Here is a 12,276-nt window from a genome sequence, read left to right as displayed (position 1 = left end):
ATATGGAGGTGTCGACATGGCCTATGACGAGCCCTATATGGTTATATCAAACCGCAGCATCCCAAGTCAGGAAGAAACAGATATTGGCTGCAAACTGCTGGCCCGCGAAGGAATGAAGCTATCACCTCCATCCCTGTATGTGTTGGAGACAGGTACAACCTATAGAAAAGACCAGCAACTACCCATCCCCAATGTACATCATGAAGCAAATTGTAAGCGCTGTACACGTGTCCCTGACGTCTTGCAGCATTCACCCTGTAGCATATGCTTACGCACTCTGCCTGAACTACCTAACCGATTACAGCACGTCTACTTCGCACTCACAAACAAGTGTAATTTGCATTGTATCCATTGCTGCTGCAATGCTAAATTTACTCCATCCCCCCACCCGATATCCCATAAGCTATCCACCAAAGATGTACTTCAATTGCTGGTCAAGATCATAGCTTTAGCACCAGATACCGTCACCTTTACGGGTGGAGAACCTATGCTAAGACCCGATTTTTTTACTATTCTGCATGACATGGACAGTCGTTTTGCAGGAGAAATCCACCTCTCTACAAATGCGACCCTTATTACAAAAGAAAATGTGAGCCGTCTATGCTCCTCAGTGGACAGCGTACACATCAGTTTAGATGGAGTAAATAATGAATCTTGCCAACAGATCCGAGGACCTGGCGTATTTGAGAAAGTAATGGAAAGCGTTACACTTCTCCAAAGCAGCGGCAACTGCCACATCTCCCTCTCCTTGGTACTTATGGAACATAATCGTCATCTGGAAGAAGCATTTTATGAGCTGAACCACCGTCTAGGAACACGTCCTATCGTCAAATATTTTATTCCAACAGGCAGAGGTAAAGCCTTTCTCAGATCATACCTTTCGTACCCTGTACAATCTTGCATGCGAACATCAATTACACAATCAGAACGCTTTGACGACTTCACTGAGCCCTATAAGTGCAACTGTGACCACAACGCGATCATTATAAACTACGACGGGACCACTTCCTCTTGCTGTCTACCGACCTATCCTGATTGCGTTCCCGTTTCAAGACGCGCTCTCCATTAACTGAGGTTCCTTCATCTTCCAACTGGTATAGAACTTTAAGGAGTAGTTGCAACTGACTTCACGCTTGATAACATTTCCATATCTAAGTAAATTTATATAAGGAATCAGGTGATAGCTTGAACGTCAGATGGAAGCGCGATGATTCGTTAATCGCCTTAATTGACAACGAGGCCAGTCTCATCAACGCCAAATTGTCCACATGCACCACGTGCGGTGTCTGTGCTGACAAAATGAAACCCAAACATCCGTTAAGCAGTGGAGATCCCGAAGACCGTGAATTCGGAGTGCACTCCGCGCAAATTATTCGCCAAGTCGTTCCCAACCTGAATATGCATGTGGCTAAGCTAGCTCACACGCCAACGGAAAGCAGCTCAATGTCGCTGCTGAAAGCTTTAGAAGAAATGACGCACACGGATACCCGCATTATATACACAAACGGCATGACGACCGATCAAGGCTATGAACGGGATTTAAAGGAAATATGCGAAACACTTGTAAGACAAGGAAAAATAGTCATCTATCCTTTCGATGCCTGTACAGTCTGCTTCTCTCCCGCTATTTCCAGCTCAGTGATTGGCGTCTGCGGCAGCCCTATGAGCAGAACTTTTGAATATTGGTACAATCCGAGTTCCCCCATAAAAGTTGTAGCTGATGCAACTCCGGCATTTGTACCAGACGCAGAAGGACATTACGTGGTGTTCGGTGGACACCGCAAGGCTGCTGCTTTATTTTGCGGCATTGTCGCTAAGCTCGTTAAAGCCGATCCACATTTGTCTAATCACACACTGATGAAGCTGCTTCGGGACTTAGCGACCCGTACAGAATGGGTCGATAGCCATCATGCCACGTGCATGCAGTATGGGGAAATGGTCGCTCCTCCATGCGATTGTAGTTATAACGAATATTTACTTCGCGAAATGGTGCAATTACTTTCCGACCAGCTGCAATTGTCTCGAGAACTGCTGCCGAATCTGTACGCTCATTCCTTACTGCATCCTCAAATTGGGCTTCAACCTGACATGTGTGTTCGTATTTTAAACGCTATCGAACAGAAGTTCAGCATTAAACTTAATTTCGCCGCTATCTCACTCCATCAGTTTTACTCCATTTACACCCTGCATGATTTGGTTACTAGAGCTAGACAACCCTATTTGCATAAGCCCTGATGTTTCGCTAGCTGCAATCCGCAGTCTAAGGACGCCGTTGCTTTATCGCTGCGACGTCCTTTTGAATTGCAATATAGGAGCATGTTGCAGTTTAAAAGGGATTCGTATACACGTTACGATTGGGTAAGCGTGAACACAGACAACTCAGGTACACACCATAAACGAAATTTTGCTCTTGTTGTGCCAATACCTCTATTGACATAGAGCGCAGACTCACGGAGCTGCCCTTGTATACGATACATACCTTGCACATACTTTTCTCCGAGCGGCGTCGTAATAAATGAACCAACCAACGGAAGCCGCACTTGACCACCATGACTGTGTCCAGACAACTGCATATTAATCGGGTAAGCCGTAAAGCTGTCTGCCACATCAGGCTCGTGTACAATGACCAAGTTAAACTGACCCGCTTTAAGCTTAGACAGCGTACCCGTGATATCAGGCGCACCGAGCATAAAATCATCGAGGCCTGCGATCGCAATCGATTGCCCATTAGGAAGAGCCAACTGTCTAACCTCATTTACTAAAACGGTAAATCCCGCACTCTCCATGCCTTCTTTATATACCCTGTTGGCTCCACCACCCCGATCATGATTACCATATACAGCATATTTACCAAGCGTAGATTGAATTCCAGCCAATACCTCGAACACGCGATTTGCGCCTGCTCCATATAAGCTGTAATGATCAAACAAATCACCGTTAAACACAACAATATCAGGCCGTTGTTGATTTATAGCGTGTACGAGATTCTGCAACTGCTCTATTGAATAATCTGCCCCCACGTGAACATCGCTAAATTGCACAATCTTCATCCCTTCAAAGCTGGGCGGCAGCTGCTCAGCCTTCACAACGTGCTCAGTTACCATCAGTAGATGCGGCTCCACCATCGAGCTGTATACATAAGCACTTCCACCAAACACCAGTAAAGCTAAAATGACAGTTGTTCCCCATCTCACCGCTTGTTTTAACTGCTTCATCCTTTATCTAGTCCCTGCGTATTTATGGCGGTTAATTGGTGTGTAAACAAAGGAACATGTCCCAACTGCTCGGTAGGATTACTACGTTTTTGAGAGTAGCCTGCCACAAGTAAACTTGCGACAAGGGTCAGTAACACAATCAGCAGCAGCTTTGGCATTTTGGCATTCATGAAAATCTCATCCTGTCTGTCTAGTTAACGGCCAGCTGCACCGCCTCATCTTTGATCATAAAAGACACATGTTACGCCAATATGACAAGTGGTAGATCTGGCTTGCTAAGTGTCTTATAGACAATGGAAATGGATGTGATCCTGTATCCCGTAATTATCGTTAAAAAAAGAACTCGAACGTACTGCGAACAGGACTTGACTGACAATTCAGCATCAAGTATATTGGTGGTATACAGCATCCAAATATTTCAACCCTTACGATGGAAGCACCCGTAAGACAGGTCAATAAGGCCTTTCTTACTGGTGCTTTTTTGCGTTGCTGCAAACGGGTTTCCATTGTTCAAGACTTGGATGAAATTAATCTATGTATCTTAGAAAGGAGAACTTTGAATACTATGAGGATTATAAGAATGATGAAAAGATTGATGTTCATGTTGATGCTTTTGTTTATTAGTACGGGTTTCCCTTCATCCGCAGCAGCTATTTCCGTTGTATGGTCTGACACCACACAAGCTGCATTTAATAAGACCGTCTCGCAAGCACCTTCTGCCTATGCTTCACGACTGCAAGCCGCTCACCAATCACTTGTTGCCCAACAGGGACAAGAACGTCAGTTGGACACGAACATTGCAGCCCAACAAGCTCGCAACAGCCAGAACGAAGCAGTTGTGCGAAAGCAGATCAAGAACATGGACACAACTCTATTGCGCCAGCTAGAGAAGCGTGTTCAGGATGCACGGAATCGTCACAAGCCCCTGCAAGCCTATTTCACTTCACTCCAGCAGCAGATCACGGTAGCCCGCAAGCTAAAGCAGACGGAGCTCGCATCTGCATTGCGGGTGAAGTCGGATATCGTTAAAGTGACGGTTCAACTTGCCAAAGAGGATATTCGCAAGTGTGAACAAGCGTACATGAAAGCCAAGCAAAGTGCAGCTCAAGCGATGAAGCGAGTACGCACTACATTAACCGATGCCGTAGCTCTACGCGTCAAGATTACATCCGCACGAAAGACTGTCGTCTCCCTTAATAAGCTCGCTCCCTCGGTTCTCAAGCCGTTCAGGCAAGCCGTCAAAGCAACCGATGCCAAAGCATGCATAGAAGCCTTAACACCGCTCGTCTCACTTTCGCGGCAGCTTGTGGAACAAAAGCAGCGTATTATGGCACTGCAACATGACATTGCAACCGTCATTTCAAAAGCCCATGAACAGTTAAAGCCAAGTGTCTAAGCTGCATCGCAACGAGGCTGACGCAACCTTTTCTGAATCCACTCTAATTATAATTAGACTCACCATAATGCTTATCAGGTCGTATTTCTGTATGATTTCATTGCTAGTTATGCATGGAGAAGCAGCTTTCGGGTATGATAGCCACAATACGTGGACTATAGGGGGGATATCTGCTGCCTAATCAACCTATTAATGAGACGGTGCTTCATGTCCAGACGTTTGGCGAAGGCATACCGATTATTTTTATTCACCCTCCGCTGTTAACTAATGCTAATTTTCGATATCAGCAGATCGATCTGTCTGACGATTATTGGATTATTACGTTTGACATCCGTGGACATGGCAAGAGCGCGCATTCGGATGCGTCGATTACGTATACGTTAATCGTAGAGGATATTCATCAGCTTATGGACAAACTGGACATTAAACGAGCATTTGTGTGCGGGTATTCAACTGGAGGATCTGTTGCATTAGAAGCCTTGCTTACACATCCGAATCGTTTCTATGGTGGTATTCTGATCAGTGCGATGTCAGAGGCTACTGATGTGAAGCTGCGTAGTCGAATACGGCTCGCTATTGGCCTTTCACGTTGGCAGCCATTGCTGCATTTATTACGTTGGGCCATCTCATGGGGCAACGCGGACAGTAAGCTCACATTCAAACAGTTGCTCCGGCAAGCGAAGCAGGGTCACAGAGACAACATTCATCAATATTATCAATGCAGCTTGAACTACAACTGTACAGAGCAGCTCCGTCATATTACGGCCCCTATATTACTGCTGTATGGTGAAAAGGATACCGATTTCAGTTCATATCGCCATAAGCTACAGCAAGGCTTGCCGAATTGCAAGCTCGTTATCTTTCAAGAGGAGCAACACCAATTGCCCACCAAAGCTGCTGGTGAAGTAAATAAGACCATACGGAAGTGGGTGGAGCAAGTTATTCGGTCGTAGTTACACAGAAGGACCTAGAAATCCACTACAAGTAGGGATCAAGGTCCTTCTTCTTAAGAATGATTAATGATTAAACTCTAGTCAGGGATCGAACATTTAACTATTATCTTTTTGAGCAACGCATCACCCATTGTAGCTTCGATACAGCAACCGTATTGGTGCTCCAATCCATAAACGTCTCAATCAAACTTCCAACAAGACAAGCTCAAATTACCATATTGATAATTACGGAACAATTTTGTAGCTTGCCGCTTCTCATCTCCTGCACCCATAGCTAATAGGAGTGGAATAAAGTGTTCTGGAGTAGGCACCGCAACTTCAGCATGTGGTGCTAATTTCTCATATTGAAATAAGGCTGCAGTATCCCAACTGGTCAGCTTCTCTTCAAGCCATTGATCAAATGCAAGCGCCCATTCATCGTGTGTTGTAGCATCCCAGTTTATACGTCTTAAATTATGCACTGTGCCGCCACTGCCGACAACTAATATGTCCTGTTCTCGCAGCACTGCCAGTGCCTTGCCGATCTGGTACTGTTCTGCATTGGTAAGATATCTGTTAACCGATAGCGCAATAACAGGGATATCTGCCTTTGGATACAGCAGATGCAGCACTACCCAGGCGCCATGATCAAGTCCCCGTGCAGTATCCATACTTGCAGGTATTCCCGCAGCTTCGAACAGCTCCTTAATTTCCGCTGCTAACGATGGAAGTCCAGGGGCTGGATACTTGAACTCATACAGTTCTCGCTGGAACCCCCCAAAGTCATAAATCGTTTCATAAGTCGCAGCGCCTGACACCAACTGCTCTGTGCTTTCCCAGTGAGCTGTAAATAAGACGACAGCCCGTGGCTTAGGCATACTTGAACCAAGCTCGTTCAAGAAGGTTGTATAATCGTGCTTCTCCAAAGCTAACGATGGAGCGCCATGTGCGATAAACAAAGATGGAATCATAATTGAAGCCTCCTATCGAAACTGTCTTTATACAACAAGAGGCCCTACGGGGCCCACTTGATGTTATTACATAGTTGTATAAGCTAGTATCTTATTGTTCTTTCTTGCGGAATAACAATTGATCAAGACCGAATCCACGAACAGTTGCTCCTGCAAAGTAAAGTGAAATAACCAACAGTGCCAAATCTAATTCATAACCAGCTCCCTGTCCATCTCCCAACAAACCGCCTGGCAGCTTAACCGTAATTGTTGCACCGATCAACATAAAAGCAAATAATACAGACACATAACGTGTAAACAGACCAACAATTAACAAAATACCGCCTACCAACTCTAACGCTGCGACAAAGTATCCGAGGAACCCTGGAATACCGATGCTTGCGAACCAGCCAGATACATTTTCCAATCCCATTTGGAACTTAGTAATACCATGAACCATCATAATAATCCCCAACACCACACGCATTAAAGTAACCATAATCTCATTTATTTTCATTTTCACTACTCCTTATTAGTTGTTATATTGTAATACTTTATTCATATTAAAATACTCTTGGACATTAATAAGCTACAACATTACTTTCAACCCTCCTCCTATTCAAAAGTATTCTAATACAAATAACTTTTTGTTATTTATGAACCATAAGTTATCATGAAGATGCATATTCCGTCAAGCTTATTTTTTTGTTATTATGAAACTAATATTCTTGGAACTATACTTCTATGGAGGCCATATCATGAACATTGGGGCTACAATTCGGGCGATTCGCAAGCAAAGAAAGATGACGATACCTCAACTCTGCGAGTGCACGGGATTATCTAAAGGATTTATTAGCAATGTTGAAAATAACCGCACCTCCCCTTCGATTGCCACATTGGAAAGTATCGCTAATAGCTTAAAGGTTCCGCTTCCTTACCTCCTGCTCCATCAAACACAGCGGATGCAAGTAGTACGCAAAGCAGATCGTGTGCAGACAACGATGCCGGGCATAGATAATCTAAAGGTAGAACTGCTTTGTGATAGACGAGACATGCGGATGATGATTTGCGAAATGCCTCCTGGTGGCACTACAGGGGCCAATACACATATCGGGGAAGAATGCCACGTCGTGATCAGCGGCAAAATTTTAATCGAGCAAGCAGAGGACCGCGAGATACTTGAGCAGGGAGACTCCTTCAGTTGGAATGCAAGCGTGCCACATACCGTAACTAATATCGGTGATGTTCCAGCTGTTGTACTTATCTCGGTATATAAAGAGATCCATCTGGATGATGTGAAATAACGTTCTCAAAGTAGTCATCGCGCGCTCACATGAGACACTACAACTTGACTTTAGCAATGACCGTTAAGTTTATTTGATTTAGGTAAAAGTGAAGCCGCAAGGGCCGCTCTGCTAGCGCCTTTGCGGCTAGCAGAGCGGCTTGCGGCTTGAGGCTTCAAACGATACTGTGTCTTTGACAAAGGTCATAACAATAAATGAATAAGCGCAAGCACGATACCGATGATAAACCCACACAAGGCCCCATTTACTCGAATCCATTGCAAGTCTTTACCGATTTTTTCTTCTAGCATCGCAACCAATGCTGCATCATCCATTTGATCTATATTTTCTTTAATGAGTTGACCGAGCCGATAATGATTAGCTCCGACCGCACTGACGATAGCTGATGTGACTTTAGCCTCTAATGCAGCTACCCACTCTGGATCGCGTTCGAGATTACGAACGACTTTACGGAAGGTTTCCAATACGAGACGTCCCGCCGCTTCCCGTTCCTGCTCCAATCGATCCACAAGTCTATCACGAATTTCTTGCAGTCGTGCTAACAGAGCTTCATCAAACTGATCCTGCTGCAACTGGGTAATCAGCCAAGCCTTCGCCTGTTCCATATAAGCCTCATTACTCGCTAACTGAAACATCTGGACTCTGATTTCCCGTACAATCGCCTCCCGATACTTATGATCAGGTTGCTGCAAATCTTGCAGGCTTGATGCGATCATATTTTGCAGCATTCCTCCAAGCTTGTCGTCATCCATAAAACCAGCAACTGCCTGAAAAGCAAACCCCATAAAGCCGCCCATTTTTATCTCGGACAGCTTTTCGCCAGCCAGCTTGCTTAACATGAGCTTAGTTTCATGACGTTTGACCCATGTCGTTGCCTCAACCAATACATAATCGAGTGCTTTCTCGTCGTACCCTGCCTCCATTATTTTAGAAGCTAACTTCTCAGCGGAATGACCCAGGTCTGCCTTTTTAACGTATGCGATCAAACCTGATTTAAGACTCGGAACAAGCTTCTCCAACGGTATGCGGTGAATAAGCTGGATCAGCCACTCCAGCACTTTTTGGCGAACTCTTTTCCTGCCCAACGCTTTAGTTAACGCCGAAGCGCCTCGTTGGATTAAATTCATGCCTCGCAACTTCTTCTCAATGCTCTCCTTGTTTAACAGCTCGGTCTCCATCGCTGCAACAAGTGACTGCACGATGCGTGCTTTGTTCTTCAGCAACAAAGACGTATGGGGGATGGGGATACCCATCGGGTGCCGAAATAACGCCGTCACGGCAAACCAGTCGGCAATACCGCCAACAAGCCCTGCCTCAAATCCACCTTGCAGGAGCACCACTGCTACATGCTGTGGCAGCAACAGCGTTATAACGAAGCCGGCAGCCATCACAACCAGCGAAATAACAGCTAAATATTTGGAGTTCATAGTTCCTCCCTTTTGCTTATGTACATATAACCACATATGCCTTTATTTATTTCACTATGAAGTTTAACTCTATCCGCATACAAAAGCAAAGGAGACATCAAAGAACTGACATACAATGAAACGAACTCTATCCTAAATAGTAATTAAATCCAGTCCAAAAACGTGAATAGTGCCGAAAATAGACTCCACATTCATGAAATCATCTACACCAAATTACGTTCTCCCTCATAACATATAGAAACCACCAAAAGGTGGACAAGACTGGGGGGATGAACAATGGGCAACAAACAGAAAGGAAAAGTGGAAAATCAGGTCTATTCCAATCGAGTTCTCCGATCAGAATTTGATCATAAGTGGAGAACGACTATATCGGATAGTGGATATGTAATTTACACCGCAATTGATGACGATGCCAGCATCACGGTTATTCTTCAGGATGGTTTGCAAAAGCTGCTCCTATTTAACAAAGGTGGGAAAGTACTCGTTGGCGGCGGGGGAACTAGTCATTATAGCAAGCCTCATATCGCTATTGATCTGTAATTACAAATTGTACATGCCAACTAATTTGGAGGCTGTTCACCACTAACTGCTCATGGTGAGCAGCCCAGATCCAACCTTGCTCTAATTTGAGAAGCTGAGGGCATCTCGGTTATACTATTAGTACAAGCTCTGGCTGTACATCTTCCACAAAGCAGGTGATTCCATGTCAAATTCAAGCTCATTGCGCACCAAGAAAGCGCTTGCTGCTTCATTAAAAGATATGATGAGCCATGCCCCTCTCAGCAAAATTACCGTACAGCATCTCGTGGACAACTGCGGCTTAAATCGGCAAACATTTTATTATCATTTTCAAGACGTATATGAACTGCTGGCCTGGATTTACAAAACGGAAGCGTTGGAAAGCATCGCCCAGTACCGTAGTTATACGACGTGGACCAGCGGACTTCAGAAAATATTTGACTACATTACTCACAACAAAGCCTTCTGCACCAGTACACTCGACTCCTTAGCCCGTCCCCATCTTGATGCTTATCTGTACAGCGTAACTTCGGAATTAATGATGGACGTCATTAATGAAGTATCCTCCAGTATGTCGGTCCGTGACGACGACAAACATTTTATATCCAACTTTTACACGCTCGCCTTTACTGGCTTAATCATTCAATGGTTGGAGCAAGACATGAAGGAAGACCCAGCAGTCATCATTGCCAAATTAAGCGAGCTTGTGGAAGGCAATTTCGTTACAGCACTCCATCGATATGAAAATAGACGTCATTAGAGGTTATTGCTTGGCCCCTACTTCCTATTGCAGCCTACATAAGCCATGATCGTGTAATACAATACATCCGCCCGCAGTTCACTCCTAAACGCCAACCCCTTTCAACAATTGATATCTGAATCTCTAGCCTGCGACGTGCGTCAATTCATCCAACTGAATAAATGTCAGAACCTTATGAACAGCCTTGTGGCCCATTTCCACTCATATATAGCTGAACAAATAAAAACAGGGAGCATCCGTAAGTCTTCTCAGACTGTCAGGCACTCCCTGTTCCTTCACACGTTAAACATTATTTCTTGGTCTGACGGGGACTTGTGTTAACAAGCACGGCTAGCTTCTTCTCGCCCTTAACCATTGGTGACTGACACTGTGGACAGCTTGGTTCAGTTGAAAAAGAAAAGTTATCCCTCATCCAGCCATTACAGCTCTCGCTTGTGCAAGACCAAATAGGTGTTATTTCTTCAGGAATATCGTCCTGTGGCTTCTTCCGTGAATTGTACATGAACCGTCCCTCTTTCTCTCATAGAATTGTAAACGGTAAAAAATAAATACCCCAAACGCTCGTTCGGGGCACTGTGACTATGCGTTGGCCTTCTGCTAATCTCAATATAACCATTATAGCACTATTTTATCTAAATCTGAATGAAAAATTTTCTTGTTTTGATTTTGTTTTGGAATTAGAGGAATTGCACGACAAATGCTGCTCGATCTTAGACAGATGTACCTACCCTGATTTGGTTTGCTGCATACAATATCCAAGATATGCAGAGGAGAGATTACATTGGATAAATATGTTATTCTGAATGCGGATGACTTCGGAATGTCCGAACGAATCAATGAAGGCATCATACATTGTCATCGCTTCGGAACCGTATCCAGCACCTCTATTATGGTAAATATGCCTGCTTTTCAGCATGCTGTTCGACTGGCCCGCCAATGTCCAACGTTAGGTGTTGGTTTACATTTTAACGTCATATCAGGAAAGCCTTTGTCACCGCCACACCTTATCCCATCCCTAATTGGTGATGATGGCCTGTTTACCGGTCATATTGCTTCGTGGAACGAGCCTGAATTAGAGACGGAATTACACTATCAGCTCGACAAGCTGGTCTCAAGCGGCATTACACCTTCGCATATTGACACCCACCATCATACCCATCTGGAATCCACTGCGGTCTACAACGTTCTAACCGCCTGCTCACAACGGCTCGCAATTCCTATACGTTTAAATCCATCAGCCCTTCATCTTGTCCCGCGCCCTAAGGGGACTGATTATCTGATTATGAATACGTATGATGACCCAGATGGCCTGAAGCGCCTGCTTGGTCATATTAAAACACTACCAGAGGGCACAACAGAGATTATGTGCCACCCCGGGTATGCCTGCCATCCCGCTGCCTCAGCGGTTCAACGTCTTGATACACGGCAAGCAGAGCTAAGCGTATTCACGGATCCGCAAGTGCTTGCTGCACTCAACCAACATCCTGTCCACCTCATCCATTTCAACCAACTTCCGCAAATCCACCAATCATCTCCCCCTGTACCCTTTAAACAGAAGCCCTTTACAAACAAAAGACAAAAGCCTGTGCCAAAGAAGCTCCATTTCAAAAAAAAGAAAAAAAAACGTACACGCAAATATGGACGAACAGTCCGCCCACTTCAATCACCCCAAAAGAAGCGGAGACTAATTTCGTTCCTTTATCCGTTCTATAAATATATATACCTTAAAAAACGGAAATAGAACTTGAGGAACAACAAAACTTTAGTTCACAC

Annotated in this window: 14 protein-coding genes; 8 read left to right on the top strand and 6 right to left on the bottom strand. The window is 44.6% G+C overall.

Going from position 1 to position 12,276, the window contains the following annotated elements; all coding sequences use genetic code 11:
- Positions 1-16: 16 nt before the first annotated feature.
- Together H509_RS27425 and H509_RS0123240 are read left to right on the top strand one after the other, a co-directional pair.
- Complete coding sequence (locus tag H509_RS27425; protein ID WP_084159364.1) at positions 17-1,069, top strand: radical SAM protein; 1,053 nt, start codon at positions 17-19, stop codon at positions 1,067-1,069.
- A gap of 116 nt (positions 1,070-1,185) precedes the next feature.
- The gene (locus H509_RS0123240; protein ID WP_028547172.1) at positions 1,186-2,235 is read left to right on the top strand and encodes a S8/S53 family peptidase; all 1,050 of its coding nucleotides are present in this window, start codon (positions 1,186-1,188) and stop codon (positions 2,233-2,235) included.
- Positions 2,236-2,348: 113 nt separating this feature from the next.
- Here the strand turns inward: H509_RS0123240 and H509_RS0123235 are convergent, their stop codons facing one another.
- A complete protein-coding gene (locus tag H509_RS0123235; protein WP_084159363.1) occupies positions 2,349-3,215 on the bottom strand; it encodes a metallophosphoesterase in 867 nt (288 codons plus the stop codon).
- The gene (locus H509_RS27895) at positions 3,212-3,385 is read right to left on the bottom strand and encodes a hypothetical protein (protein ID WP_157277919.1); all 174 of its coding nucleotides are present in this window, start codon (positions 3,383-3,385) and stop codon (positions 3,212-3,214) included. The genes H509_RS0123235 and H509_RS27895 overlap by 4 nt, the downstream gene beginning before the upstream one ends.
- A gap of 410 nt (positions 3,386-3,795) precedes the next feature.
- On the opposite strand from H509_RS27895, the gene H509_RS0123225 reads away from it, so the two are divergent.
- Together H509_RS0123225 and H509_RS0123220 are read left to right on the top strand one after the other, a co-directional pair.
- Complete coding sequence (locus tag H509_RS0123225) at positions 3,796-4,611, top strand: hypothetical protein (RefSeq protein ID WP_028547170.1); 816 nt, start codon at positions 3,796-3,798, stop codon at positions 4,609-4,611.
- A gap of 200 nt (positions 4,612-4,811) precedes the next feature.
- The gene (locus H509_RS0123220; protein WP_245596237.1) at positions 4,812-5,564 is read left to right on the top strand and encodes an alpha/beta fold hydrolase; all 753 of its coding nucleotides are present in this window, start codon (positions 4,812-4,814) and stop codon (positions 5,562-5,564) included.
- A 179-nt stretch (positions 5,565-5,743) separates the two neighbouring features.
- On the opposite strand, the gene H509_RS0123215 is transcribed toward H509_RS0123220, so the two are convergent.
- Together H509_RS0123215 and H509_RS0123210 are read right to left on the bottom strand one after the other, a co-directional pair.
- Positions 5,744-6,514 (bottom strand): DODA-type extradiol aromatic ring-opening family dioxygenase, encoded by a 771-nt coding sequence (locus tag H509_RS0123215; RefSeq protein WP_028547168.1) that lies wholly within the window; start codon positions 6,512-6,514, stop codon positions 5,744-5,746.
- Between the two features lie 91 nt (positions 6,515-6,605).
- The gene (locus H509_RS0123210) at positions 6,606-7,010 is read right to left on the bottom strand and encodes a DoxX family protein (RefSeq protein ID WP_028547167.1); all 405 of its coding nucleotides are present in this window, start codon (positions 7,008-7,010) and stop codon (positions 6,606-6,608) included.
- A 241-nt stretch (positions 7,011-7,251) separates the two neighbouring features.
- On the opposite strand from H509_RS0123210, the gene H509_RS0123205 reads away from it, so the two are divergent.
- Positions 7,252-7,797, top strand: coding sequence for a cupin domain-containing protein (locus tag H509_RS0123205; protein ID WP_028547166.1), 546 nt, complete (start codon positions 7,252-7,254; stop codon positions 7,795-7,797).
- 182 nt (positions 7,798-7,979) lie between these two features.
- On the opposite strand, the gene H509_RS0123200 is transcribed toward H509_RS0123205, so the two are convergent.
- A complete protein-coding gene (locus H509_RS0123200) occupies positions 7,980-9,224 on the bottom strand; it encodes a DUF445 domain-containing protein (protein ID WP_028547165.1) in 1,245 nt (414 codons plus the stop codon).
- A gap of 276 nt (positions 9,225-9,500) precedes the next feature.
- On the opposite strand from H509_RS0123200, the gene H509_RS0123195 reads away from it, so the two are divergent.
- Positions 9,501-9,764 (top strand): hypothetical protein, encoded by a 264-nt coding sequence (locus tag H509_RS0123195; RefSeq protein WP_028547164.1) that lies wholly within the window; start codon positions 9,501-9,503, stop codon positions 9,762-9,764.
- A gap of 163 nt (positions 9,765-9,927) precedes the next feature.
- On the top strand, positions 9,928-10,503 hold the full coding sequence (gene dhaS, locus H509_RS0123190; protein ID WP_028547163.1) for a dihydroxyacetone kinase transcriptional activator DhaS: 576 nt from the start codon (positions 9,928-9,930) through the stop codon (positions 10,501-10,503).
- Positions 10,504-10,792: 289 nt separating this feature from the next.
- Here the strand turns inward: dhaS and H509_RS0123185 are convergent, their stop codons facing one another.
- Entirely contained in the window at positions 10,793-11,005 is a 213-nt protein-coding gene (locus tag H509_RS0123185; RefSeq protein ID WP_028547162.1) for a cold-shock protein, read from the bottom strand.
- Positions 11,006-11,284: 279 nt separating this feature from the next.
- Here H509_RS0123185 and H509_RS26980 point away from each other — a divergent pair, with 279 nt between their 5' ends.
- Complete coding sequence (locus H509_RS26980) at positions 11,285-12,244, top strand: carbohydrate deacetylase (RefSeq protein WP_051287547.1); 960 nt, start codon at positions 11,285-11,287, stop codon at positions 12,242-12,244.
- Positions 12,245-12,276 lie beyond the last annotated feature (32 nt).

Origin of the sequence: Paenibacillus taiwanensis DSM 18679, from assembly GCF_000425125.1 — a bacterium.
In the GTDB taxonomy this organism is placed as follows: Bacteria; Bacillota; Bacilli; order Paenibacillales; family Paenibacillaceae; genus Paenibacillus_B; species Paenibacillus_B taiwanensis.
This window is presented reverse-complemented; position numbering and strand designations above follow the sequence as displayed.